The organism is Actinospineispora spinosispora DSM 44797 (genome assembly GCF_000429025.1).
Classification (GTDB): Bacteria; Actinomycetota; Actinomycetes; order Mycobacteriales; family Pseudonocardiaceae; genus Pseudonocardia; species Pseudonocardia spinosispora.
Window position 1 is genome coordinate 676,335 of the sequence record NZ_AUBB01000006.1, and the last position, 25,405, is coordinate 701,739.

A 25,405-nucleotide genomic window follows, 5' to 3' on the forward strand; every position below is an offset into this window, starting at 1 on the left:
ACAGGGCGCCCGGCTCACGTCTGGGCCGGGAGCACGTGCTCGCCGGTCTTGTCGGTGCTCAGGCACAGCGAGCAGATGTGTTCGCTGTGCTCCAGGCAGGCGACGACGTCCGGTCGTTCGAACCGCTGGTTGCACACGTGGCAGTCGAGCACCTCGCCGGACGGGTTGCCGTACTCGTCGTACATCGGCAGCGCGACCCCGTCGTCGGTCCGGCGCAGGTAGTACCTACCCCGGGTGGCGATCGCCAGTACCGGCGGCAGCAGGAGGGCCAGGACGATCGCCACGAGCGGCGAGAACGGGCGTAGCGCCTCACCGAGACCGCCGAAGAAGTCGACGATCGACACCCCGGCCGCGATGATCATCGAACCGAACCCGACCGGGTTGACCGCGTAGATCATGCCCCGGCGGAACTCCGGCTCGATCGGCGAGAGCTTCAGCAGGTATTTGTTGAACACGATGTCCGAGGCCACCACGACGACCCAGGCCATTCCGCAGTTCGCGTAGAAACCAAGGATCGTGTTGAGGAAGTCGAACATGTTCGCTTCCATCAGGACCAGCGCGATCAGCAGGTTCACGCCGAGGAAGACCAGCCTGCCCGGATATGTCTTGGTGACCCGGGTGAACGAGTTCGTCCAGGCGAGCGATCCGGAGTAGGCATTCGTCACGTTGATCTTGACCTGGCTGATGACCACCAGAATCACCGCGAGGGTCATCGCGGCCCACGGCGGCATGATGTCCTGATAGATCTCCAGGAACTGGTGCACCGGCTGGTTCGCCACGGTCGCCGGGCCGGCGGCGTGAGCGATGAGATAGACCGCGAGGAAAAGACCGACGACCTGCTTGATCGCACCGAACAGAACCCAGCCGGGGCCGGCCAGGATCGTCGCGGCCCACCAGCGGCGCGCGTTCTCCGGGGTCTTCGGCGGCATGAACCGCAGGTAGTCGATCTGCTCGGCGATCTGCGCGATCAGCGACAGACACACCCCGGCCGCCAGCATCACCGAACCGAGGCTGGGCGCACCGGCGCCGTTCTCACCCTGGTACGCGAAGAAGGTGCTGACCGACTCCGGGTGGCTGACCAGCAGATACCCGAACGGAAGGACCATCAGGACGAGCCACAACGGTGTCGTCCACAGCTGCAGCTTCGACAGCAGCGACATCCCGTAGACCACCAGCGGGAAGATCACCAGGGTGGACAGCGCGTAGCCAAGCCACAGTGGGATGCCCAGCCCGAGGTTGAGCCCCTGGGCCATGATCGAGCCCTCTAACGCGAAGAAGATGAAGGTGAACGTCGCGAAGATGACGTTGGTGACCACCGAGCCGTAGTAGCCGAAACCACTGCCCCGGGTGATCAGATCGAGGTCGAGGTTGTATCTGGCCGCGTAGTAGGCGAGCGGGAATCCGCTTGCCGCGATGACCACGGCGAACACCAGAATTCCCCACAGTGCATTCGTCGTGCCGTAGGAGATTCCGATATTGGCACCGATCGCGAAGTCCGCCAGATAGGCGATCCCGCCCAGTGCGGACACGGCGACGACGCCCGGGGACCACTTCCGATAACTGCGCGGCGCGAACCGCAGTGTGTAGTCCTCGAGCGTCTCCTTCGCCGCGGCCCCGCTATTACTGTCCGGGCCATTACCACCGGCCCTGATGTCAACGGCATCCTGCGTCATTCGACAAGCGTCAAATCCGGGAGCTATCCAGGAGTTTCGCTGTTATGACGTTCAGGTAACGGTAGGTCCCAGGCGTCAGGGCAGGCGCACGACCTGTGCCGCGTAGGTCAGACCGGCGCCGAAACCGACCAGCAGCGCGAGGTCGCCGGACAACAGCTGCCCCTCGTCGATCAGGCGGTGCAGCGCCAGCGGGATCGACGCCGCCGACGTGTTTCCGGTGTCGGCGCCGTCCCTGGCCACCACCGCCTTCGGCGCGTCGATCTTGCGCGCCAGATGGTCGACGATCCGCAGGTTGGCCTGGTGCGGAACGATCGCGGCCAGTTCCTCGACCGGTACCCCCGCCCTGCGGCAGGCCTCCAGCGCGACCGGATGAATCTCCGACGTCGCCCACCGGAAGACCGCCTGGCCCTGCATCGTCATGATCTGGTTGGTCTCGATCGTGATGAGGTCCTTCTGTGCGCCGTCGCTGCCCCACACGACCGGCCCGATCCCCGGGTCGTCCGAGGGGCCGACGACCACGGCGCCCGCGCCGTCACCGAACACGATCGCCGTCGGTAGGTCGTCCGGGTCGACGAAGGTGCTCATCCGCTCGGCGCCGACGACGAGCACGTGCTGAGCTGATCCCATCCGCACGCTGTCCGCCGCGACGGCGAGTGAGTAGCAGAATCCGGCGCAGGCCGCATTCAGGTCGGTACCGGCCGCGCCGGTGGCGCCGATGGCCGCGGCCACGACGTCCGCGGAGCCCCTCGGCGGTGCCGTGCTGCAGCTCGCCACGATGATGAGGTCGATCTGGCCGGGAGCGAGCCCGCTCGCCTCGACCGCGCCACGGGCCGCGCCGATCGCCATGTCGGACAGCGACTCGTCCTCGGCGGCGATGGTCCGGCTGTTCATCCCGGTGCGCGCACGCACCCAGTCGCCGTCCTTACCCCATCGTTTTCCCAGGTCATCGCTATACAACAAGCTCGATGGCCGATGAACACCGAAGCCCATCAGGCGGGCCCCACCGATCGCGGGGCGGGAGTGCAGAGAGATCACCGGGGCGGCTCACCGGCCGATCGACAGGAACGCATTGAACTACTTTGAAGACCTACTATCTGGTATCCAAATTGGTGTGACCCAGCTCTCGCATGCACCGCGCTCATCTTAGGGATGAACACGTTCGAGTGGTGTAACCCGTCCAGCTGCTGGGAAACCTGGTTCCAGCCCGAGCTAACGACCTCTTGGAGGTACTGATGGAACTCGGCAACTTGGTCAACAAGGTCAAGGAGTGGGCCGGGAAGAACCCTGACAAGGCCGACTCGGCCGTGGACAAGGGCACCGGCATGGTCAAGCAGAAGTTCGCCGGACACGACAGCCAGATCGACTCGGCTTCGGAGAAGGCGAAGAACTACCTGCACGGATCGGGCGAGCAGCAGAAGCAACAGGAGCAGCCGCCACCCCCGCCGCCCCAGTAGGGGCCGCATCGCCGTACCGGCGGAGGGCGCACACCGAACCTCGGTGTGCGCCCTCCGTCTTTTTGTGTGTGACCGTCCCGAGGTGATCGCTTCCCTCCGTGACCGTCGACTACCATGCGTCATCAACCTTTCACCTAGTGGCGTGACAATGAGACGCCGTTCACCTTTCAGAGGCGACCACTGGTCGACGCTCCGAAGTTTTTCTCGTCCCACCCGTCACTCGATGCCCAGACGAGTGTTGAACCGGGTGGGTACCGACACAGGGCCCACCGTCTACCGGAAGGAACGCCACCATGCTCATGGCCCGCCTACTGGCTCGGATGCCGGATCTGCGTCAGCGCGTCCAGACGGAACACGTCCCCGATGCCCACGGCAACTGCCAGGAATGCGGCGTCGCCCAGTGGCCGTGCGAACTCTACGAAATCGCGTCCAGGGCCGACGAGCTACAGCTGTCCGCCTGAGGTCTCGGCCGCCGCCGGTCTCGGGATGAGGTACGACACGGCCAGCGCGCAGCCGGTGATCACCAGACCGAGCAACAGGCCCCCGGTGTACCCGGCCGAGGAGCTCGACCCGCTCGGGCTGCCGAACACCTGGACCACCGGGAGCACGGCGAAGCTCAGGCCGGCGCCGAAGTTGAAGGCCGCCGAGTTCATCCCGGGTAGGAAGCCCGGGTTCTCCGGATGGGAGAGCACGATGCCGAGACCGTTCAGCATGATGTTCACGACGCCCGCATAGGTGATGCCGAGCAGCACCGAGGCGACCACCAGCATCGGCAGCGAGTGCAGGCCGAACGTCGCCATGATCGCCAACGAGACGATGCTGCCGACCATGCCGAGCCGCAGCACCCTGCGGTAGCCCAACGCGGGTGCCATACGGCCCGCGAACGGGCCGACCAGCCAGCCCACCAGCGCGAACGGGGTGAGCAGCAGCAGCGACGACACGTCGGGACGCAGTCCGAAACCGGCGTGGGTGTCCTGGGCGAACGTCACGGCGAGGCCGTTGATGGTCGCGAAGATGCCGGTCATGGTCAGCAACGTGGTCAGCAGCAGCGCCCAGGTCTCGCGCTTGCGCAGCTGCTCCGGGCTGACCAGCGGATGCGGCCTGCCCTTCTCGACCCGGTAGAAGAGCACGAAGAACCCGACGCCGAGCACCAGCAGCCCCGCGACCAGCGGCCAGTTCGCCGAACCGAGCTTGCCCGCCTCGTTGACCGAGGTGAGGATGGCGGCGACGGACAGCACGAGCGGAACGACGCCCCACCAGTCCATCGCGACGCCCTCCGACGGGCGCGACTCCGGCGTCCAGGCGAACACCACCGCGGTGGCGATCAGCGCGATCACCGTCATGGTCCAGAAGACACCCCGGAAACCGAAGTGCGTGGCCAGCAGACCGCCGAAGTACGCGTCGACGCCCGCGACGCCGCCGTTGACCGCCGTGATCACGCCCATCAACGTCCCGTAGCGCTTCGGCTCGGTGACACTCGCGCGCAGCATCAGCAGACAGATCGGCACGACCGGGCCCGAGCAGCCCTGGATGATCCGCGCGATGTCGAGCACCACGATGTTCGGCGCGAGCGCCCCCAGCACGGAGCCCACCGCGACCAGCGCGAGCAGCCCGCCGAGCACGAGTCGTCTGCCCCTGATGTCGCTGAGCCTCGGCAGGAACACCCCGAAGATCGCGCCCGAGGTGAAGAACATCGTCTGGGACAGCCCGACGGCGACCTCGTCGGTCCCCAGCTCCCGCGCCATGGTCGGCAGGACCGGGCTCATCATCGTCGCGTTGAGCTGGAACGCGATGCACGCGCTGAGCAGAGCCGTCATCAGCGCGACCGTGCTCCCCGCCCTCACGGGCGCGTCCTGGGTCACCGCATGGCCCGGATGGCGTTCTCGACCATGTCCCAGAAACGCGCGACGTCTAGGGTGATCGCGACCGTGGCGTTCTGCTCACGGCCCAGCTTGTCGTGCAGGTCGACGCTCGTCGCTCCCGCCGTCTCGGTGCCGCGCAGCTCCACGTCGAGGCGCGCCCGGACCGACGCGACTACCTCGGGCACCGCCACCATCGCGACCGCGACCGGGTCGTGCAACGGCGCGGCCGGCATGCCTTCGGCGGTGTTGTAGCTCGCGCAGAAGAACTTCAGCAGCTGCGCGGCGAACTCCGAGGTCCGGTTGCCGATCGCGGCGATGCGGTCCAGCACCTCGGCGGTGACCAGCGCCTGGTGGGTGATGTTGAGCCCGACCATGGTGAACGGGACCTGCGCGCCGAGCACGACCGACAACGCCTCCGGGTCCACCCACGAGTTGAACTCGGCGTACGGGGTGACGTTCCCCCGGCCGGTCGAGCCGCCCATCCAGACGACCTCCCGGACGTTGCGCAGAACGTCCGGGTGCGTGCGGACCAGCAGTGCGATGTTGGTCAACGGACCGGTGGCGAGCACCGTCACCGGCTCGGGCGAGCCGGTGATGAGCTCGCGCAGCAGCTCGATCGCGCCACGCGGGTCGAGATCCACCTCGGGCTCGGGAAGCACCGGGCCGTCCAGCGCGCTCGCGCCATGAATGTCGTCCGCGACCGTCAGCCGCCGCACGAGCGGGCTGTCCGCGCCCGCCGCGATCGGCACGCCGTGGATGCCCCCGACCGTGCAGACGACCCGCGCGTTGTGGGTGGTGTGCTCCAGATGCCCGTTGCCGCCCACCGTGGTGATCCCCAGCAGGTCGATGTTCGGGTCACCCGCCGCCAGCCAGATGGCGAACGCATCGTCATGACCTGGATCGCAGTCCAGAACCACCGGAACCGACACCACAACGCTCCCTCACCTTCGCGACCGCCTGACTCCGCTGGCACAGTACCTCTCGCTTTCGGAACCAAGCGTGATCGTCAGGTACCTCCTTCGGCGTCTCAAGGTGGGCCGTCCGGGGAGAGTTCGGAGACCCTCAGTGACCTGCCAAGATCAGGAGTTGCACCACCCGAAGATCCGTGAGGAGCCCGACCGGCATGCCCCAGCTCTGCGCCGCGTGTACAGCCCCGCTCTCCTACCTGGTTGGCGATGCGACGCCGTACGAGCTGATCGACCCCCTCGAGGGCGGCCCGAAGGCACTGGTCCCGCACACCGACGAACGGTGCAGGTTCCACCGCTTCCTCACCCCCGAACTGGGCCCGCCCTTATCCCAGAAGACCAAGCCCGAAATGATCACCCCCCGCCCCAGCATCCGCCTGGAACGCTGGGTCAGGACCGATTAGCCGGCCGGCTCCTCGCGCGTCGAAAGTTTCCGGTTGGGACCCCGCTCCGCTTCGCTCCGGGGGCCCGCAACCGGAAACTTGGGCGGCTTCGCCGTTCGCTTCGCTCCGGCTTCGCTGCCCTTGCTTGACGCGCGCGTGTCTGATCGCGTTTTGCTTCGCCTGTTGCGTTTTGTGCAGTGCTTCGCACTGAACCCCCTTCGGGGAGACTCGCGGAGCGAACCTCGCCCACCGCGCGCATCTTGCGCACCTCGCAGAGGTTCTGGCCCACCTCGCAGAGGCTCGTGTCGTGTCGCAGATGTTGGAACATCTGCGACACGACACGAAGCTCTGCGAAGTCACCCCGCCCCTCCCGGGGCGCACTGCAGCCGGTGAGGCACGGCACAGCCGTGGACCTGTGGGCGCGCAAAGCTCCCCCGTCCCCGCGATCCTGGCCTGCACTTGGCGTGGGTGGGCGGTGTCAACCCTGAAACCTCGCCCCCGAACCCGTGCAACCAGGAACGGGTGCGAGGCCGGCGTCAGCCGGGGGTTGATACCGCCCACCCACGCCAAGACACTTGATGGCCAGCGGGGACACCCTGAGAACCCGCGATCCCAGACACCGGCGCGGCGCAGCCGCGGCCCTGTGCCGTCAATTGCGCAGGATCGCGGCGTCCAGCCAGAGCTCGGGGATGCCGAAGCCGTCGACCAGGGTGTCGGCGTGGGCCCGCACCTCCCGGCACAGGTCGTTGACCGCACCGATGATCGCCTTGGACTGGGCGGCGGTGATCCGGCCGTGTTCGAGGAACCAGCCCCGGTCGGCTTCGATGTTGGACAGCGCGTACAGCGCACGGACCCGCTCCAGCAGGGCCACGACGTCCGGCTCCTCGCAGCGCTCCAGCGCCGAGGTGAACGACTCCAGGACCCACCGGTCCACGTGCGCCTTGGCCGCCGCGAGCAGGTGGTCCTGTGCGTCGTTGAACACCTCGAACGGGTCGGCGTCGTCTTCGGTGGCCCGGCGCAGCCTGCGCGCCGCACCGGCCAGCAGGTGCTCCTCGCGGTCGGCGAACAGTGAGTGGTGCCAGTCGGCGTCGTCGGTCGCCGGGTCGCGGAAGCGCTGCGCGATGGTGCGCGCCGAGGTGCGTTCGGCGATCGCGTCGACGACCTGCTCGGCGAGGAACTTGAACATCTCCAGGGAGTTCAGGTCACCGACGGTGTCCCGGTACTCGGTCAGCAGGCCCTTCGCCACCAGCTGCAGGAGCACCGTGTTGTCACCCTCGAACGTGGTGAACACATCGGTGTCGGCCTTGAGCTGCGGCAACAGGTTCTCGGTGAGGTAGCCGGCGCCACCGCAGGCCTGCCGGCACGCCTGGATGGTGTGCGTGGCGTGCCCCGTGGTGACCGCCTTCATCCCGGCCGCCCGCGCTTCCAGCTGACGCTGGATCTCTTCGTCCTGGGTGCCGCCGCTCTGCGTGTCGTGCAGCAGCCGCACCAGCTCCTCCTGCGCGAAGTGCAGTGCGTAGCTGGTCGCCAGCGCGGGCAGCAGTGCGCGCTGGTGCGCGGTGTAGTCCAGGACAACGATCTCCTGGTCGTGACCGGGTGCCTCGAACTGACGGCGCCGCTGGCCGTACCGGATGGCGATCGCCAGCGCGGACTGCGTCGCGCTCGCCGCCGCGCCCGCCACGCTGATCCGGCCCCGGACCAGGGTCCCGAGCATCGTGAAGAACCGGCGCTGGGCGTTCTCGATCGGGCTGGAGTAGCTGCCGTCGGGGTCGACGTGGCCGTACCGGTCCAGCAGCGCCTCGCGCGGCACACGGACCGAGTCGAACACCAGCCTGCCGTTGTCCACGCCGTTGAGCCCGGCCTTCACGCCGCAGTCGGAGATCGTCACCCCGGGCATCGCCCGGCCGTGCTCGTCCCGGATCGGCACCATCAGCGCATGCACGCCGTGCCCGCCCTCGGGCGTGATGAGCTGCGCGAACACGACCGCCATGCGGCCGTCGCGGGCGGCGTTGCCGATGTAGTCCTTGCGCGCGGTCGGCGTCGGGCTGTGCACCACGAACTCGCGCGTCGCCACGTCGTAGGTCGCGGTGGTCTCGAGCGCCGCGACGTTGCTGCCGTGACCGGTCTCGGTCATCGCGAAGCAACCCGGCAGCGTCATCTCCATGATGTCGCGCAGGTACTTGCGGTGGTGCTCTTCGGTACCGAGTGCCTGCACCGCGCCGCCGAACAGCCCCCACTGCACGCCCGCCTTGACCATGAGCGACAGGTCCGCGTAGGCGAGCATCTCGATGGAGGTGACCGAACCGCCGATGTCGTCGGAGCCGCCGTGGTCGGCGGAGAAGCCGTGCACCGTGTGGCCGCCGGCGGCCAGCTCGTGAGCAAGGTCGGTGATGTGGGCGCGGTGACGTTCGAGGTCCCATTGAGGGTCCGGATGAAGCCTGCGGTCACCGAGCTGCTTGCGTACGTCCTCACGGACCGACGCCCAGCGCCCGTCCATCAGCTCACGCAGACCCGGCAGGAGCGTGGCCGGAGTACTGGCGGTGGTGCTGCTCATCGTGCCTCCGATGCGGTGTGGTCGATCGAGGTATTGATGACCGGACAGAGCCCGTCCCAAACCAGTCTGGTGAGGTTTGTGGTCAAATCCGCCCTGCTCAGCGACACTCGCCCGTCGAGCCAGGGATCGGCGGCCGCACGAACCATGCCGATCAGCCCGTGCCCCCAGGGCAGCGCCGCGGCCGGATCGAACCCCGCTGTGCGGAGCCTAGGCTCGATCACCCGCGCGACCTGGTCCCCGATCAGCTGAATCAGCCCCCCGACCGGGTCGGCGTCGAGCGGGCGGTCGAGTGAGGCGTGGCGCACCACGAACCGGTACACCTGCGGGTCGGACTCGATCAGGTGCAGGTAGACGTCGATGCCGGCCGCGACGGTGTCCCTCGGGTCGGCGTCGGGGCGCAGTACGGAGCGCAGCTGACCGAGCAGCGTGTCCGCGACCCGCGCACAGACCGCCAGGTAGAGCTGCGATTTGTCGGCGAAGTGCCGGTACAGCACGGTCTTGCTGGTGCCCGCGACCGCCGCTACCTCGTCCATTCCGACCAGCGGGCCGTGCCGGCGGATCGCGACCAGGGTCGCTTCGACCAGCTCTGCCCGACGGGCATGACGGTGTGATTCCCAGCGGGTGCTGCGCCCATCCGTCATCTTCACGAAACTAAGAGTACCGTGTACTTTAAGTACCGGCTATCTGGGGAAAGAGCGTGCCATGGCAGACAGCACTCGCCGCGCCGCGGTGATCGGCGGCAATCGGATTCCGTTCGCCCGCGCAGGTGGCCAGTACGCCCGCGCGTCGAACCAGGACATGCTCACGGCGACAGTGGACGGTCTCGTCGCCCGCTACGGATTGCGCGACGAGCGCCTCGGCGAGGTGGTCGCGGGCGCGGTCCTCAAGCACAGCAGGGACCGGGACCTCACCCGGGAGTCGGTGCTCGGCAGCCGGCTGTCCCCGAGCACTCCTGCCTACGACGTGCAGCAGGCCTGCGGCACCGGCCTGGAGGCCGTCGTACTGGTCGCCAACAAGATCGCGCTCGGCCAGATCGACAGCGGCATCGCGGGCGGGGTGGACTCGGCCAGCGACGCGCCCATCGCGGTCAACGAGGGCCTGCGCCAGGTTCTGCTGGAGCTCAACCACGCCCGGTCGCTGAGCGCCCGGCTGGCCGCGCTGGCGAAGCTGCGGCCCGGCCAGATCGTGCCGGAGGTGCCGCGCAACGCGGAGCCGCGCACCGGGCTGTCGATGGGTGAGCACGCCGCGATCACCGCCGCCGAGTGGGAGATCGGGCGCACCGAGCAGGACGAGTTGTCCGCCGCGAGCCACCGCAACCTCGCCGCCGCGTACGACCGGGGCTTCTTCGACGACCTCATCACCCCGTATCTGGGCCTGACCAGGGACGCGAACCTGCGCGCCGACTCGACGCCGGAGAAGCTGGCGAAGCTGAAGCCGGTGTTCGGCGGTCCCGGCGGCACGATGACGGCGGGCAACTCGACGCCGCTCACCGACGGCGCGTCCTCGGTGCTGCTGGGCAGCGACGAGTGGGCCCGCGAGCACGGGCTCCCGGTGCTGGCCCACGTGGTGGACGCCGAGACCGCGGCGGTCGACTACGTGCACGGCGGCGAGGGGCTGCTCATGGCACCGGCCTACGCGGTACCCAGGCTGCTCGCCCGCCAGGGACTCACGCTGCAGGACTTCGACTTCTACGAGATCCACGAGGCGTTCGCCTCGACGGTGCTGAGCACGCTCGCGGCGTGGGACGACAAGGCGTTCTGCACCGAACGCCTCAGGCTGGACGCCCCGCTCGGCACGATCGACCGGTCCCGGTTGAACGTGACCGGGTCGTCGCTGGCCGCGGGACACCCGTTCGCCGCCACCGGCGGGCGGATCGTGGCGACACTGGCGAAGCTGCTCGCCGAGAAGGGCTCCGGGCGCGGCCTGATCTCGATCTGCGCGGCGGGCGGACAGGGTGTGGTGGCGATTCTGGAGGCCGCGAAGTGAGCGGGCGCGCACCGACCGACCGCTATCGGGACCTGGTCAACGGGCGGATCGGCGGCAAGCTGAGCAAACAGCTCGGCCTGCCGCGCCCCGCCCGGCTGCGTCGTCATCAGGCGGGGCAGCCGTTGACGGACGGCCCGGTACTGGTCGGGCAGGCGGGCGCGGGCAAACTCGCCGATCACGTCCGTTCGCTGGCCAGCATCGAGCTCGCGGCGGACTCGGACGGACGGCTGGGCGGTCTCGTCCTGGACGCCACGGGTGTGGACGCCCTCGACGATCTCGACGCGGTGCGGGAGTTCCTGCACGTCGGGCTGCGCAGGCTCGGCTCGTCCGCTCGGGTACTGGTGCTCGGCCGTCCCGCTTCGCCGAGCGGCACCGTGGAGGCGGCGGCCGCCCGGCAGGCGCTGGACGGTGTGGTCCGCTCGGTGGCGAAGGAGCTGCGGGGCGGCGCGACCGCGAACCTGGTGCTGGTGGACGAGAACGCCGATCCCGCCGATACCGAATCGACGGTGAACTTCGTGCTCTCCGCCCGTTCCGCGTACGTCGACGGCCAGGTGATCACGGTCGGCCCGAGCGGTTCCGCCGGCTCGCGCAACCCGGCGGGTCCGGCCCAGCAGGGCCGGGTCGTCGTGGTCACCGGGGCGGCCAGGGGAATCGGCGCCGGCATCGCCGAGGTGTTCGCGCGGGACGGCGCGACGGTGGTGTGCCTCGATGTGCCCGCGCAGGGCGAGGCGCTGACCGCCACCGCCAACCGTATCGGCGGTCTGGCCGTCCAGCTCGACATCACCGCGCCGGACGCGCCGAAGCGGCTGGTGGAGCACCTGAAGAGCCGGCACGGTGGCCTGGACGTGATCGTGCACAACGCGGGCATCACCAGAGACAAACTGCTGGTCAACATGGACGCGGCGCGCTGGGACGCGGTGCTCGCGGTCAACCTGCGCGCCCAGCTGGCGCTCAACGACGCGCTGCTCGCCGACGGCGGCCCGCTGCGTTCCGGTGGCCGGATCGTGTCGGTCGCGTCCACCAGCGGCATCGCGGGCAACCGGGGCCAGACCAACTACGCGGCGAGCAAGGCCGGCGTGATCGGGCTGGTCAGGGCGCTGGCGCCGACGCTGGAGCCGCGTGGCATCACGGCGAACGCGGTCGCGCCGGGCTTCATCGAGACCGAGATGACCGCGAAGATGCCGCTGGGTACCCGGGAGGCAGGCCGGCGGATCAACAGCCTGCAGCAGGGCGGGCTGCCGGTCGACGTCGCCGAGACGATCGCCTGGCTGGCCGAGCCCGGCAGCGGCGGCGTCACCGGTCAGGTCGTGCGGGTCTGTGGCCAGAGCATTCTGGGGGCCTGAACATGGCGACGGAGAACCTGACGACCGAGCCGCGCCTGGGCTCCCGCTACGCGCTGGCGCTGTTGCCGTGGCGCGGTGGTGGTGGCGGTGAGCTGCCGGACCGGGAGCTGGCCCTGGACGGTCTGACGGTCGATCCCGGCAGGCTCGCCGACTACGCGCGGGTGTGCGGCTTCCCGCTCGACGGTCGGCTGCCGACGACGTTCCCGCAGGTCCTGTCGTTCGGTCCGCAGGTGCAGCTGATGACCGAGCCCGGTTTTCCGCTGCGGCTCCCCGGTCTGGTGCACCTTCGCCAACGCATCACGGTGCACCGTCCGATCGGTGCCGACGAGCGGCTCGACCTGCGGGTTCGGGCGGCTGACCTGCGGCCACATGCCAAGGGAACGCAGGTGGACCTGCTCTCCTCGGTGACCGTGTCCGGCGAGGAGGTGTGGTCCGCGGTCAGCACCTACCTGTCCCGGGGCACGCCGACCGGCACCGCGGAAGCGGAGCGCGAACCCGCCGAGGTGCCCGATGCTCCGCTGGCGGCCCGCTGGCACCTGGCGGGTGACACCGGTCGGCGGTATGCGGCGGTCAGCGGCGACGTCAACCCGATCCACCTGCATCCGCTGGCCGCGAAGGCGTTCGGCTTCCCCGGCGCGATCGCGCACGGCATGTGGACCGCCGCCCGCTGCCTCGCCACGCTGCAGGGCAGGCTGCCGGAGGCCTACGACCTGGACGTGGTGTTCCGCAAGCCGGTGGTCCTCCCCTCGGACGTGCAACTGCACGTGGCGCACGCAACCGGCACCTGGGCGCTCGCCCTACGCTCCACCGACCGCCTGCACCTGCTCGCCACGGTCACCCCTCGCTGATCCCGTCCCGAACCCGCCGCTCAACCGCACCACACCACCCCAGTGGCACGAATGTGGCTTTAGGGACGTTGAACGTCCCTATTGCCACATTCGTGCCACTTCGGGCTGGGCGTGTCAGGCGGTTTCGGGTTGGGGGCGGCGGAAGCGGTCCAGGTAGGTTTGCCAGTTCCAGGTGGACAGGAAGGTTTCCGCCGCCTTGTAGCCGTCGTCGTGCAGTTGGTGGATCTGCTCCTGGGTCAGGTTGAACTGGGTGAAGCCCGCCGCGTCGGAGTTGACCTCGATCGTCCTGGTCTGCACCCACGGTTTGTGCTGGTAGGCCTGATCACGCCCGACCAGTGCGGTGGTCACGACCCGTTCCATCAGGTGCACCGGCGCCGGCATGATCTTGTTGAGCCAGTGCGGCAGCAGAGTGCCGTCGGGGCCGGGGATCTCGGGCATCAGGGTGATGCCGAACGTCGGCCAGCGCGGGAGCTTGCGGTCGGTGCGGTCCAGCGAGTCGATCGGGAAGTTCGACACCACTCCCCCATCGACGAGCGTCGACTCGACGCCGGTGTCCGGGTTCGTGAGCGTCATCGGGCGGAACAGCAGCGGGATCGACATGGAAGCGCGTACCGCGTCGGCCACGAGCTGTTTGTCCGGATCCAGTCCGTAGACGTCGCGGTAGTCCCAGGGCAGCCGGATCAGCCTGCCGAGCGTGATGTCCGCGCAGGTGATCACCAGCTTGTAGCGCTGCTGGGCCGGTAGCTGCGGATCGTCCAGCACCAGGTCACCGAACGTGCGCACACCAAGCTGCTCGAGCTCGTCGGCGATCCACTCGCGGGCGTAGTCCCCCTTGTACAGTCCGTCGTCGCCGAGCAACGCCAGGCCCGGGCCGAGCACCGGGACGTGGTCGAGCGGCACCTTGTCGGCGAACTTCGCGTAGTCCAGCCGCATCGCGGCCGCCGACAGTGCCTCGCCGGTCAGCCCGGCCGCGACCAGTGCGCCGACGATCGCGCCCGCCGAGGTCCCGGACACACGCCACGGTCGATAGCCCGAGTCGTTCAGCGCGGCCACCGCACCCGCCAGCGCGATGCCCTTGACCCCGCCCCCGGAGAGCACCAGATCCGCATTGAGCCGCTTGTGATTACTCCCGCTGCGCGTCACCGTTCCATGAGATCACAACGCGCCTGAGCGCGTGGATGTGCAGTTCTCATGATCACCACCGCCTCATGGCTGTTTCGGCGCCGAAGAACAGCCATGAGACGGTGGTGATCATGGTTTGGGCCGCGGGGTTACTGGGTGAGGTCCAGGGCGGCTGAGACGATGGCGTCCGTGTTGATCCCGTGGTGGCGGTAGACCTCCTCCAGGGAACCTGACTGGCCGAAGCCGGTCACCCCGAGCAGGGCGCTGCGAACTCCTCGGATCGAGGCCAGGAACGCCAGGGTGTGCGGGTGGCCGTCCAGAACGGTCACCATCGGCGTCGCGCGGTCCTCTCCGAACAGCTGGTCGAGGATCCAGGTCGGGCCCTGTTCGCGGCCCTGCCGGGCACGCAGCGCACGGAACAGCAGGTCGGGGCTGGTCACGCACACGACGTCGGCCACGATGCCGACCTGGTCCAGCCGGTCGGCGGCGTCCAGTGCCTCGGTGACCATCGCGCCCATGGCCACGACGGTCAGCACCGCTCCGTCGCGGCGGCGCAGCGGGTAGCCGCCCGCGACGACCTGGCGGCGGCGGCGCTCGCGGGCCGCGGGGTCGGTCGGGACCGCCGCCAGTGACTGGTCGACCGGTCGGGTCGACAGCCGCAGGTAGGACGACCCGCCGTCGGGGCGGCCGAGGCGTGCCATCGAGTCCAGCAGCGTCCACTCGACGTCGATCGCGAACGCCGGTTCGTAGGTCACGCAGCCGGGCTGCTCGATGCCGATGGACGGGGTCTTGATCGACTGGTGCGCCCCGCCCTCCGGCGCGAGCGTCACCCCGGACGGTGTGCCGACCAGGATCGACTGTCCGCCCGCGTAGATGCCGAACGACCACGGCTCCAGCGCGCGCTCGACGAACGGGTCGTACATCACCCCGATCGGCAGCAACGGCTCTCCCCAGCGGCTCCAGGTGGCGCCCAGCTCGCCGAGCAGGCCGACCAGGTTGGTCTCCGCGATGCCCAGCTCGATGTGCTGCCCGCCCGGGTTCTCCCGCCAGTGCAGGATCGTCTCGGCGTCGTCGGCGAACCAGTCCTGACGTTCGGTCGCCGACCACACGCCGACCTTGTTGACCCAGCCGCCGAGGTTGGTGGTGGAGCTGACGTCCGGGCTGACCGTCACGACCCGGCGCGCCGCCTCCGGCGCGGAACGGGTCAGGTCCAGCAGCGCCCTGCCGAGCGCGGCCTGGGTCGTCGCGACGCCGGCGGGCGCCGGTCGCCCGATGTCCCGGGGGACGTCCGGCGCCCCGGTCGCCGTGATCGGTTCCCTGCGCAGTCTCGACGCGGTGTCGGCGCAGGTCCGGCCGGCGGGGCTGCTCGGGTCGAACCGTTGCCACGGGTGCGTGGGATCGACATCGACCTCACCGGCCAGCGCCTGCATCTGCTCCTCGGTGAGCAGCGAGGAGTGGTTCTGCGGATGGCCCCGGACGGGCAACCGGTAACCCTTCACCGTGTAGGCGAAGATCACCGTCGGCCGGTTGTCGTCGATCTGCCCGAACGCCTTGTCCAGCGCGTCCAGGTCGTGACCGCCGAGGTTGCGGATGGCCTCGACCAGCGTCGCGTCGTCCAGGTCGGCGATCAGACCGGCGATCGGCGCGGCGCCCTCACCGTCGCCGGGCACCCGGGTGCGCAGCTCCTCCGCCGAGCAGCGCAGCAGCCGCTGGTACTCCGGGTTGCTCATGCCGTCGATCCGCACGCGCAGCTGCTCGCCGCCGGGCTTGGTGAACAGCTCCTCGAGCAGACGGCCGTACTTCAGGGTGAGCACCTGCCACCCGGCGGCCTCGAACATGCCGTGCAGCCGGTCGGCCGCGATGTTCGGCACCACCCGGTCCAGGGACTGGCGGTTCAGATCGACGATCCACACCACTTCGCCGAGCTCGGCGACGGCCGGGTCGAGGATCGCCTCCCACACCGCACCCTCGTCCAGCTCGGCGTCCCCGACCAGGGAGAACTGTCGTCCCCGGCCGGTGCTCGCACCGAGCGAGGAACGCAGGTAGCGCCGCGACACCGCACCCCAGATGGGCGCGGTCGCGCCGATGCCGACCGATCCGGTCGAGTAGTCCACCGGGTCGGGGTCCTTCGAGCGGCTCGGGTAGCTCTGCAGTCCGCCGAACTCGCGCAGCGTGGACAGCTTCGCCTCGTCCAGCTCGCCGAGCAGGTAGTTGATCGCGTGCAGCACCGGGGAGGCGTGCGGCTTGACCGACACCCGGTCGCCGGGCGCGAGGTGCCGGAACCACAGCGAGGTCATGATCGACACCATCGAGGCGCAGGACGCCTGGTGGCCGCCCACCTTGAGCCCCGACGGGTTGGGCCGCACCCGGTTGGCGTGGTGCACGATCGCGCTCGACAGCCACAGCACCCGCTGCTCGATCTGGTCGAGGACGCTGGTGCTTGCCGGGGCGGGAACGGTACTGGTCATCAGGTGTCAGGCCTCCGAGGCGTGCAGATCGTCCTTGAATGACAGCACCCTTTGTCCGACTGCTCAACATGGGACACAGAATTAGTGCATAGTGCACAACTTCGAGTGTTCCTCTCGATCTGGAGGTCAGCAGGATGCGCAACGGTGACCGTGTCGACCCGGTGGACGCCCGGCTGCTTCTCGCACTCGCCGAGCAGCCGAGGGCGACGACCGTGGCGCTGGCCGAGGAGATCGGGCTGTCCCGCAACACGGTGCAGTCCCGGCTGACCAGGTTGGAGGAGCGCGGTGCGCTGGACACGTTCGAACGTCGGGTCGACCCCGCCGCGCTCGGCTATCCGCTGACCGCGTTCGTGACGACCCAGGTCACGCAGCGGCGGCTGGACGAGGCGGGTGCCGCCCTGGCCGAAATCCCCGAGGTCCTGCAGGTTCTCGGTCTGAGCGGTCAGTCCGACCTGCTGGTGCACGTGGTGGCGACCGATGCCGACGATCTCTACCGGATCGCCGGGCAGATCCTGGCGATCCCCTGGGTCGAGCGGACCAACACGGCGCTGGTGATGCGGGAGCTGGTGGGCTACCGGATCCGGCCGCTGCTCGACCGGCTCACCGGAGGCTGAGCTGGGCCATGGCCCCGCCCAGGACCTGACCCACCAGTCCGGTGCCGCGCTCACGCTCGCCGGTCGGGACGCGGTCGCGGGTGGTGTTCCCGGTGCGCGGCGGCGCGGTCGTCGGCTGGGGCGTCGCGGTCGCACCGCCCGTGACCGGCGGCCGGCCGAACATCGGCAGAGCCGCGGCGGGTGCTCGGTGGCTCGGCGCCGAAGGTGCGCTCGCCAGATCGGGTCGCTCAGGCCCGGGGATCGTGAGTGCGTTCGTCGGAGGCAGCGGCGCGGCCAGTGCGGGAGCCGGTGCGACTGGACCGCCACGGCCGGCCGCGAGCCAGACCCCGGCGCCGCCCAGCAGCAGGACCAGTCCGGCGAGACCCACAGCCAGACCGCGGTGCCACCCCGCGAGCGTCTCGGCGGAATGCCGACCGGCGGGGACCAGCTCGTCCTCGACCGGCCGGGGCGCTGCCGCGCGCAGCCCGCTGAGCAGCTGCACCGCCAGCCCGGCGAACAACACGAGCAACGGGATCCGCCAGCCCGAGGTGTTCTGGTGCAACACGCCCACCAGCAGTGGGCCTGCCGCCGCCAGCAGGTACCCACCGCTCTGCACCAGCGTGGACAGTGCGGTGGTCATCTCGGCGCCGCCGGACCGCAGCCCGATCATGGTGACCGCCAGCGGCAGAGCGCCGTTGCCCGCGCCGAGCAGCACCGCCCACACCAGGGGCGCCGAGGCGGGTGCGATCAGCAGCCCGAGGTAACCACCCGCGTACAGCGCCGTGGTGACCACGACCAGCCCGTACTGCGACACCTTGCGGGTCGCCAACCCGGGCACGAGCAACGACATCGGGATCGACATGGCGCTGGACAGCGCGAGCGGCAGGCCGGCGTCGCGTGCGTCGAGCCCGGCGTCGGCGAGGATCGTCGGCAGCCAGCCGAACACGACGTAGGCGTTGAGCGACTGGCAGCCGAAGAACAGCGTCAGCGCCCGCGCGGTACCAGAGCGATGTACACCCGTGAGCGTTTTCGGCTGTCCTGGCAGCCCAACGCACTCACGGGTCCCGACCAGGGCGAACCACGGGGGTGCAGCCAGCAGCGCCAGCCCGCCCCAGACTCCGAGCCCGAGCCGCCAGTCGCCGCCGAACGCGTGCTCGATCGGCACGGTCAGGCCGGCGCCGCCGGTCATCCCGAGCGCGAGCGCCGTGCTGTAGAGGGCGGTCATCGTGCCGATGCGGGTCGGGAAATAACGCTTCACCAGAGGCGGCAGGAGCACATTCCCGATGGCGGCTCCGGCAAGGGCGAGCACACTCGCGGCCAGGAACACCACCACGGAACCGGCGAGTGCACGCAGGATCAACCCAGTCGCGGACAACGCCATCGCGGCGGCGACAATGCGTTCCGCCCCGAATCGGCGGGCCACGACCGACGCGGTGGATCCGACAACGGCGAATGTGAGAACCGGCAATGCCGTCACTATTCCCGCGACGACTCCGGAGAACTGCCAGTATCGGGTCATCTCGCCGAGAACCGCGCCGAGACTGGTCACGCCGGACCGGAGATTCAACGCCACCGCCACGATCCCGACGATCACGATCGCCTGGCGGGAATGCGGTGAACTCGGCACGTCGATTACCGTTCTGGCTCGGAAAGAATGATCGTCCGGGTGGACGGGCGGCCGCCCCGGCGCGGCGGATCACGCTCGGGTAGTCCACTATTGGTCAGTGCGGGTTTCAGCAAGGGCCGACTACGCGGTACGGGCAGCCGTCGAGCTGGCGGCCGATCCGGATGCCCATCGCAACGCCGAGTCGATCGCCGCTGCCCAGGACATCCCCCAGAAGTTTCTGCAGACCATCCTGTGTGACCTGCGCCGGGCCGGCATCGTGGCCAGCAGGCGCGGTGTCGACGGCGGCTACCGGCTCGGTCAGCCGGCCAAGGAGATCAGCGTCGCGGACGTGCTGCGTGCGGTGGACGGACCGCTCGCCACGGTGCGTGGCGAGCGGCCGCAGGACCTCAGCTATCCGGGAGCTGCCGAGGCCCTGCGGCCACTGTGGGTGGCCATGCGCGCGAGCGTCCGAGGAGTGTTGGAGAACGTCACACTCGCCGATCTCGCCGCGCGCAAACTCCCGGCCAAGGTTCGCCGTATCGCGGAGAGCGACGACGCCTGGCAGAACCACTAGGCGGGAGTTCCCTGCCACCTCGGGACAGCGCGGGCTCATACGGCAGCCCCGAGGCGTTGTGGGCGCAGGTCAGCCGGTGGCGCTGCCCAGGGTGTTGTAGACCGGCGGCAGTGCCGTGCCCTCACCCAGGGTCGGGTCGCTCAGCGGCACCGCGGGGGCACCGTTGAGGACGTAGGTCGGGGTCGGGCCACCGGACAGGCCGGAACCCTGGCCGTTCGGGTGGTGCGAGTTGCCCGAGTCGTCGGCCGCGTTGGCGACGCCGGCGGCGGCGATCAGGATGGCGCCGGTGCCGACGGTGACCGCCAGCGTGCGCCGAACTGCGTTGTGCATTTTTCTCCCTTGTCGAGGACGGGGACGGTGTTCGCCGAGCCGATCAGCAGATCGAGTCGGACGGCTTGGGGTTGGTCAGGCCGAACAGCGGGCGAAGCCGCAGTCCGGCGAACGTGCCGATCAGTGCCATGACGCCCCACAGCCAGCCGTGCAGGCTGAACGAGGCGATTCCGGAGAAGTAGGCGCCGATGTTGCAGCCACCGGCCAGGCGCGCGCCGTAGCCCATGGCGATGCCGCCGAGTACCGAACCGAGCGCGAGACGCCACGGGACCCTGCGGTGCAGCGTCCACACGCCGCCTGCCGCCGAGGCGAGCAGCGCGCCGATCATGATGCCGAAGTCGAGGACCGAGACGCGGTCCGCGAGGACCGGCCCGGCCAGCTGCTTGGCGTTCGCCGGCACCTGCCAGAACGCCCAGTGCGAGACGTCGAGGCCGAAGAGCCCGAGGATCTTCGCGCCCCACAGCCCGAACGCCGAGGTCACGCCCCATGGCTGGCCGGACACGAACAGCACGGCGGCGTTCAGCACACCGAGCACGATGGCGCCGACCCACAACGGCCACGAGCCGCGCACGATCCTGGCGAAGCCGTGGCTGGTGGGCGGGTCCTCGACCGGCGGCGGGTTGCGGCGCTTGGCGATCGCGTACGAACCGGCGACGACCAGTGCCATGACCGCGAGCGACAGCACGAGCGCGCCGCCGTAGCCGAACGTCTTGGACAGCGAGATGGTCGGGCCGATGGGCAGGGTGACGAACCAGAACGTGTAGTTCGCCGCCGCCAGCACCGAGCCGACGATGAAGCCGAACAGGGTCAGCACGATCGCCGACTGCCCGCCGCCGACGGCGAACAGCGTCCCGGACGCGCACGACCCGCCGACCTGCATGCCCATGCCGAACAGGAACGCACCCACGATCAGCGCGATGCCGACCGGCTGGGTCAGCCCCTTCGGCGCGCCGTTCAGGCCGAACCCGGTGGCCAGCACCACCGCGAACAGCACACAGGCGACCGCCAGCATCAGCATGTGCGCCCGCAGCGCGACGCCCTGCCCGACCGAGACGACCTGACGCCACGCCGAGGTGAAGCCGAACCGGGAGTGGAACAGGGTGAAGCCGAGCGCCAGACCGAGCACCGAGGTGCCGACCATGATGCCGGTGCTGGAGCGCGACACACCCCAGGCCAGCAACAGCGCGAGCAGCACGCCGACCCCGACCATGGCCCAGTTGGTCGGCGGGGATTCCTGCTCGTTGGGCCGGTGCGAGGCACGGTCGACGGCGGGCAGCCGGCGGAACGTGGCACCGAACCCCCCTTCGGCAGGTTCGTTAAGAACCGACACGGGTCCTCCTCCTGTTTCCAGATGCGCTGGTTGTGATGCGGTCACGGCGTTCTCACCGGTGGCCCCAACGGGGCCACCGGTGGCCCCAACGGGGCGTTGATCGCGACGACCGTTCCGTCCGGGTACCAGGCACCCGGGTCCGGACCCATGTCCATGTCGACCCCCATCGGAACGTTGACGGGCGCGGCGCCGTAGAACGCCGCCCGCTCGTCCAGCTGGATGCCGTGGTTGCGCGCCCAGGCCAGGTACCCGGCGGCGGACGGTCCTTCGCCGGGGAAGACGGCGGCCACGGTGACGCCGTACTGCCGGGGCGCCGTCTCCTGTGGGTTGAACGTCAACGCGAGCACCTCGGATTCCGCCGAGGGCAACAAAGTGTCCGCGAGCAACCACGGTGCCACCACGATGCCGCCGTTGGCCGCTTCGCGCGACTGGGCGGTCGCCTGGTCCAGCGCCGGTTTGGCCGCGGCCCAACCGGACACCACCAGCACGGTGTGCCCCGGCACGCCGGTCAGCCCGGCCGAGACCGGCAGGTTGTGCTTCGCCGCCTCGGACCGCACCAGCTCGGCCGCCGACCTCGACCTCGGCGAGTCGTCGGCGACCAGGTCGAACGCGGTGATGCCGCGCCCCGCCAGGAACGTGACCGTGTCACGCACCGCCTCCCGATCGCTCGCGGTCAATGTCTCGGACGGGCACGAGGTCAGCGCGGGCTGGGCGGCTGTGCTCGCACTGAGCAGCGCCGCCAGCGCCGCGCTGGCGCATTCCGGTCCATTGACACCGGTCAGTGCCCGGGTGACGACCGGGTCACCCGGTTCCGTGCCGACGTCGATCGGCACGACTCCCGGGACGCCGTCGCCGGTGACCGTCAGCTGCTCGGTCCCGGCGGGGATGTCCACCACCGCCCAGGTCCCCGACGCACCGGGGCGCGTGGTGAGCGGCACCGGAGCACCACCGGCACTGACCGACAGCGCACTGCTCGGGGTGACCGGCGCGACCGGCCGATGACCATGGCCGCCGGGCAGTGCCTGTCCACCGCCGGCATCGCCGATGTGGACCAGGTTCGGGCCGGGGCGCATGGGCGCGACGAGCACCGCGAGGTGCCGAAGCCCCAGCTCGACCGGCCGCAGCAGCGGCTGGCCCGGCTCCGGCGCCGCCGCCGGCCGGGGCTGGGTCGCCAGCATCGCGCCGGCGAGGAAGGCGAATGCCAGCCCCGCGGCGGCCAGCCTGCTGAGCTCCGGTCCGCGCGCCCTGCCGGCGGGGCCGGTGAGCAGGTACCAGGTCAGCGCAACCACCACCGGGAGTCCGGCCTGCGCCAGCGCGGCGAGTCCGTACCCGGTGTGGAGAAGATCGAAGAGTGACCGGGGTCCGGTCACCAGTGCCTGGGTGATGCCCGCGACCGAGGCGACGACGGCGGCGATCAGGCCCGGCCAGGTCAGCCGCGCCAGCACCGCCGCACGGCGCTCGGCGTCATCCGGGGCAGAGGTGTCGACGGCACCGTTCAACAGCCGATCCTTCGGCGAGACCCGGCCCGGCAGCAGCGCCACGCCGAACGCCGAGGCACCCAGCAGGACCGCGCCGGACACCGCGTAGACCACATCGAGAGCGAGGGACAGACCAGTGCGCGCGGCGCCGAGCTCGACACCGAGCAGCCCGACCAGCGCGATCCCGACGACGCCGACCGGCCATGGCCGCCGCAGTGCTCCGAGCAGCAGGGGTACCGCCAGGGCCAGCGCGAGCTGCACCGCGGCGATCGGCCGGGTCGTCTGACCGGTGATCACACCGGCGGCGCAGGTCACGGCCACGGTCAGCGCCCCGGTCCAGGCGAGCAACCGGATGCCCGAGGTCACCGGACGAACGTCCAGCCAGCCTCTGACCAGCGCGAGTCCCGCCACCACCGCAGTGGCGACGAGCAGTGCCACCCGCACCAGGATCGCCGAGGCGTCCACCGGCGGGGTGACCATGGAGGTGATCAGCTCATCGGCGGGCAGACCGGCACCCGGCCGGAACACGATGCGGACCAGCACCGTGACCAACGCGACCAGCACGGCCGCGCCGACGAGGAGTAGGGCCGGGCCCCGGCCGCGCCACCCGCGAGGGTGACGCGACCGGGGCTGCCCGTTGCCGCTGCTACTTGATGTCGTCATCAGCCGTGACGAACAGCATGGAGTGCGGCTTGGCGTTGCCGAACGCTCCGTGCGGCCAGTTCTTACGGTTGAAACTGATGCAGGTCTGACCGGTCACTTCGTCCTTGAAGTTCTTGTCCAGGGTCAGCTTGCCGTCCTTGCCGATGTCCACGATGCAGACGCGGTGGTCACCGTCGAGGCCGGTACGGGCCACGAAGTAGTCAGCCGTGGCAATGCGCCGGGGCTGGTCGGTCTCGTGGTAGTACCCATCGTCACCCAGCTTCAGGTTGTCCAGCGCGCCCCAGTGCGGGCCACCGGCCTTCTTGTCCGGGTTGATGGCGAGCGCACTGTCCAGCTTCGGGCAGTCCGACTCGTGGCCGCCGGCGGTGATCTCCGACTTCTCGTCGATGTTGCACTTGAAGTCGGTGCCGGCCTCGACGAGCTTCGAGATGTCCAGTGCGAACACCCCACCCGCCGTGCCGGGGTCGTCCGGCCCGAGGCCGCCGGGAGCACGGCCCTGCAGCGAGTGGTAAAGGATCTTGTCGTCGGGGCTGGTCTGGATCCAGGCTCCGTTGTCACCTTCCGCGCTGACCGGCTTGCCGTTGATCTTGGAGTCGGCCTGCGTGTTGTCGTACACCTCGCGCCACACCGGGTGCTCGGCGGTCATATCCGGCGTGTAGAAGATCGCACCACCCTGCATGGACTCGGCGAATGCTCCCTTGTGCCCCGGCAGATTGGTGGCGGTCACCTCCATCGCGGCCCGGTTCTCGGTGTGCAGCGGGTCGTTCGCCTTGGCGCGCGGCCCCTCCGGCAGGAAGCTGACGCTCTTCACCTTGGGGTGGTTGAGGTCGCTGATGTCCCAGGTTCGGACGGTCGGACGCCGCAGGTAGGGCGACGGGGCCTTGACCGGGTCGAGGATGATCGTCCTCGGTTCCGCGTAGTCACTCGTCACCATGGTCTTCAGGTCTTCACGGACATGAATACCGTGCGGGTTCGCGCAGCTGGGCAGGCCCAGCCTCGGGGTGTTGAGGCACTGCTTCGGATCTTCGGACTTCGTCGTGGCGGCCGGCGCCTCCACCAGGTTCTTGCCGTCCTTGGCGAACCGCACGACCTCACCGGGGGTACCGGCGAACCCGTTACCGCTGCGGACCTCGCCGTGGGTGTACTTGCAGGGACCCGGAGCGACCGGACCACCCATGTACGTGCCGTAGGCGCTGCCGTCCTTCAGGACCCAGTACGCGTCCGGAACCGAGCCACACAGCGTGTTGCTGGGCAGGCTGATGCCGGACAGGCTCAGCGACGGCAGCTTCGACACGTCGAAGATGTAGGTCGCCGCCGAGTACAGGCCACCGGCGTAGATCTTCTCGCCCTTGTGCCAGACGTACTGGACGTGGTGCGGCTCGTTCTCCACCAGCGGGCCGACGGTGCCGGTGTTGACGACCTTGCCGTAGCTCGGGGAACCCGGCGTCACGTCCAGCACGGCCAGGAAGTCCGGGCCGGGCAGGGCGTTGCGCACCTTGTCGACGGTGCTGTTCAGCGAGCCGGGCAGCTTCTGGATGTCCGGGACGATGGTGTCCGCGACGTTCTCGTCACCGGCCCACACGATCAGGTATTCGGGGCGCTTACCTGACTTGTGGGAGTCGTCGGCGGCTTTGTGGTCCAGGTGGTTCTCCACCCAGTAGTCCTTGCCGTCCTTGCCCTTGATGATCGACTTGGCGGACGTGATGTCCGCGTATGCGTCGCCGACACTCGGCGCGACGATCAGTCCGGCGGCCACAGCGAGCACACCGACACCGACCAGCACCTTGTGCAGCGGCCGCACACCTGAGAGGAACCGAGGCATCAGTATCCCGGCCCCTGCTGCCCACCCGGCAGTACCTTGGTCGCGCCGGTCGCCGACTTGACCGTGCCGTGGATCGGGACACCGCCCGGGGTCAGGTCGCCGTCGGCGGTCTGCGTACCGGTCGCGTCCGCGCCCGGGATGTCGCCGTTGGGAGTGGCGGCGCTGGCCGTGCCCGCGGCCACCACCAATCCGACACCCGCGAGCGCCAGGCCTACGGCCGCGGCGCGGGTTACCTTGGAAATTGACACAGTGCTTGCACCTCGTGTGAGTTTCGATGGGGAGCGAAACACACGACTCAACGCTGAATTCGCGCAGCACTAATCACCGACAGAGAATGCCGGAATAGCGCTG

The 25,405-nt window shown here is 69.6% G+C and carries 22 protein-coding genes; 8 read left to right on the forward strand and 14 right to left on the reverse strand.

The features are described 5' to 3' along the window. Positions 1-14: 14 nt before the first annotated feature. Both G406_RS0103355 and G406_RS0103360 read right to left on the reverse strand, forming a co-directional pair. The gene (locus G406_RS0103355) at positions 15-1,673 is read right to left on the reverse strand and encodes a purine-cytosine permease family protein (protein WP_028932705.1); all 1,659 of its coding nucleotides are present in this window, start codon (positions 1,671-1,673) and stop codon (positions 15-17) included. Positions 1,674-1,748: 75 nt separating this feature from the next. Further along, positions 1,749-2,663 (reverse strand): beta-ketoacyl-ACP synthase 3, encoded by a 915-nt coding sequence (locus G406_RS0103360; RefSeq protein WP_084215755.1) that lies wholly within the window; start codon positions 2,661-2,663, stop codon positions 1,749-1,751. Between the two features lie 242 nt (positions 2,664-2,905). Between G406_RS0103360 and G406_RS0103365 the strand changes: the two genes are divergently transcribed. Then, positions 2,906-3,127 carry an antitoxin gene (locus G406_RS0103365; RefSeq protein WP_037074714.1) on the forward strand — a complete coding sequence of 74 codons (222 nt, stop codon included), beginning with the start codon at positions 2,906-2,908 and terminating at the stop codon, positions 3,125-3,127. 293 nt (positions 3,128-3,420) lie between these two features. Beyond that, entirely contained in the window at positions 3,421-3,588 is a 168-nt protein-coding gene (locus G406_RS56485) for a hypothetical protein (RefSeq protein ID WP_156934650.1), read from the forward strand. On the opposite strand, the gene uriT is transcribed toward G406_RS56485, so the two are convergent. Beyond that, positions 3,571-4,989 carry a uridine transporter UriT gene (gene uriT, locus G406_RS0103375; protein WP_028932708.1) on the reverse strand — a complete coding sequence of 473 codons (1,419 nt, stop codon included), beginning with the start codon at positions 4,987-4,989 and terminating at the stop codon, positions 3,571-3,573. The genes G406_RS56485 and uriT overlap by 18 nt on opposite strands. Further along, the gene (locus tag G406_RS0103380) at positions 4,986-5,918 is read right to left on the reverse strand and encodes a nucleoside hydrolase (RefSeq protein WP_028932709.1); all 933 of its coding nucleotides are present in this window, start codon (positions 5,916-5,918) and stop codon (positions 4,986-4,988) included. The genes uriT and G406_RS0103380 overlap by 4 nt, the downstream gene beginning before the upstream one ends. A 194-nt stretch (positions 5,919-6,112) precedes the next feature. On the opposite strand from G406_RS0103380, the gene G406_RS0103385 reads away from it, so the two are divergent. After that, the gene (locus G406_RS0103385; RefSeq protein ID WP_028932710.1) at positions 6,113-6,358 is read left to right on the forward strand and encodes a hypothetical protein; all 246 of its coding nucleotides are present in this window, start codon (positions 6,113-6,115) and stop codon (positions 6,356-6,358) included. Between the two features lie 628 nt (positions 6,359-6,986). Here G406_RS0103385 and G406_RS0103390 read toward each other — a convergent pair. Then, positions 6,987-8,891, reverse strand: coding sequence for an acyl-CoA dehydrogenase family protein (locus G406_RS0103390; protein WP_037074717.1), 1,905 nt, complete (start codon positions 8,889-8,891; stop codon positions 6,987-6,989). Further along, on the reverse strand, positions 8,888-9,532 hold the full coding sequence (locus G406_RS44390) for a TetR family transcriptional regulator (protein WP_037074720.1): 645 nt from the start codon (positions 9,530-9,532) through the stop codon (positions 8,888-8,890). Before G406_RS44390 ends, G406_RS0103390 begins: the two co-directional genes overlap by 4 nt. Before the next feature lie 61 nt (positions 9,533-9,593). On the opposite strand from G406_RS44390, the gene G406_RS0103400 reads away from it, so the two are divergent. The 3 genes from G406_RS0103400 to G406_RS44395 are packed head-to-tail and all read left to right on the forward strand — an operon-like array spanning position 9,594 to position 13,068. After that, the gene (locus G406_RS0103400) at positions 9,594-10,877 is read left to right on the forward strand and encodes an acetyl-CoA C-acetyltransferase (RefSeq protein ID WP_028932712.1); all 1,284 of its coding nucleotides are present in this window, start codon (positions 9,594-9,596) and stop codon (positions 10,875-10,877) included. Continuing rightward, complete coding sequence (locus G406_RS0103405) at positions 10,874-12,220, forward strand: 3-oxoacyl-ACP reductase (protein WP_037074730.1); 1,347 nt, start codon at positions 10,874-10,876, stop codon at positions 12,218-12,220. The genes G406_RS0103400 and G406_RS0103405 overlap by 4 nt, the downstream gene beginning before the upstream one ends. 2 nt (positions 12,221-12,222) lie before the next feature. Next, the gene (locus G406_RS44395) at positions 12,223-13,068 is read left to right on the forward strand and encodes a MaoC/PaaZ C-terminal domain-containing protein (RefSeq protein ID WP_037074732.1); all 846 of its coding nucleotides are present in this window, start codon (positions 12,223-12,225) and stop codon (positions 13,066-13,068) included. A 114-nt stretch (positions 13,069-13,182) separates the two neighbouring features. Here the strand turns inward: G406_RS44395 and G406_RS0103415 are convergent, their stop codons facing one another. Together G406_RS0103415 and G406_RS0103420 are read right to left on the reverse strand one after the other, a co-directional pair. Further along, a complete protein-coding gene (locus G406_RS0103415) occupies positions 13,183-14,211 on the reverse strand; it encodes a patatin-like phospholipase family protein (RefSeq protein ID WP_051341420.1) in 1,029 nt (342 codons plus the stop codon). Positions 14,212-14,339: 128 nt separating this feature from the next. Continuing rightward, positions 14,340-16,658, reverse strand: a complete 2,319-nt coding sequence (locus G406_RS0103420; protein ID WP_028932715.1) for a transketolase-like TK C-terminal-containing protein — start codon at positions 16,656-16,658, stop codon at positions 14,340-14,342. 134 nt (positions 16,659-16,792) lie between these two features. Between G406_RS0103420 and G406_RS0103425 the strand changes: the two genes are divergently transcribed. Further along, positions 16,793-17,272 (forward strand): Lrp/AsnC family transcriptional regulator, encoded by a 480-nt coding sequence (locus G406_RS0103425; RefSeq protein WP_028932716.1) that lies wholly within the window; start codon positions 16,793-16,795, stop codon positions 17,270-17,272. Here G406_RS0103425 and G406_RS44400 read toward each other — a convergent pair. Then, positions 17,259-18,878 (reverse strand): CynX/NimT family MFS transporter, encoded by a 1,620-nt coding sequence (locus G406_RS44400; RefSeq protein ID WP_064742823.1) that lies wholly within the window; start codon positions 18,876-18,878, stop codon positions 17,259-17,261. The two genes, G406_RS0103425 and G406_RS44400, sit on opposite strands and share 14 nt — an antisense overlap. 97 nt (positions 18,879-18,975) lie before the next feature. On the opposite strand from G406_RS44400, the gene G406_RS0103435 reads away from it, so the two are divergent. Then, entirely contained in the window at positions 18,976-19,431 is a 456-nt protein-coding gene (locus G406_RS0103435) for an RrF2 family transcriptional regulator (RefSeq protein ID WP_028932717.1), read from the forward strand. A gap of 69 nt (positions 19,432-19,500) precedes the next feature. On the opposite strand, the gene G406_RS0103440 is transcribed toward G406_RS0103435, so the two are convergent. Genes G406_RS0103440 through G406_RS0103460 form a run of 5 tightly spaced genes read right to left on the reverse strand, consistent with a single transcriptional unit; the run spans position 19,501 to position 25,302 of the window. Further along, positions 19,501-19,761 (reverse strand): hypothetical protein, encoded by a 261-nt coding sequence (locus G406_RS0103440; RefSeq protein ID WP_028932718.1) that lies wholly within the window; start codon positions 19,759-19,761, stop codon positions 19,501-19,503. A gap of 43 nt (positions 19,762-19,804) precedes the next feature. Then, on the reverse strand, positions 19,805-21,091 hold the full coding sequence (locus G406_RS0103445) for a YeeE/YedE family protein (protein ID WP_028932719.1): 1,287 nt from the start codon (positions 21,089-21,091) through the stop codon (positions 19,805-19,807). 41 nt (positions 21,092-21,132) lie between these two features. Then, positions 21,133-23,232, reverse strand: a complete 2,100-nt coding sequence (locus G406_RS0103450) for a hypothetical protein (protein WP_156934651.1) — start codon at positions 23,230-23,232, stop codon at positions 21,133-21,135. Continuing rightward, on the reverse strand, positions 23,216-25,054 hold the full coding sequence (locus tag G406_RS0103455; protein ID WP_156934652.1) for a hypothetical protein: 1,839 nt from the start codon (positions 25,052-25,054) through the stop codon (positions 23,216-23,218). Before G406_RS0103455 ends, G406_RS0103450 begins: the two co-directional genes overlap by 17 nt. Further along, positions 25,054-25,302 carry a hypothetical protein gene (locus tag G406_RS0103460; RefSeq protein ID WP_156934653.1) on the reverse strand — a complete coding sequence of 83 codons (249 nt, stop codon included), beginning with the start codon at positions 25,300-25,302 and terminating at the stop codon, positions 25,054-25,056. The genes G406_RS0103455 and G406_RS0103460 overlap by 1 nt, the downstream gene beginning before the upstream one ends. Positions 25,303-25,405 lie beyond the last annotated feature (103 nt).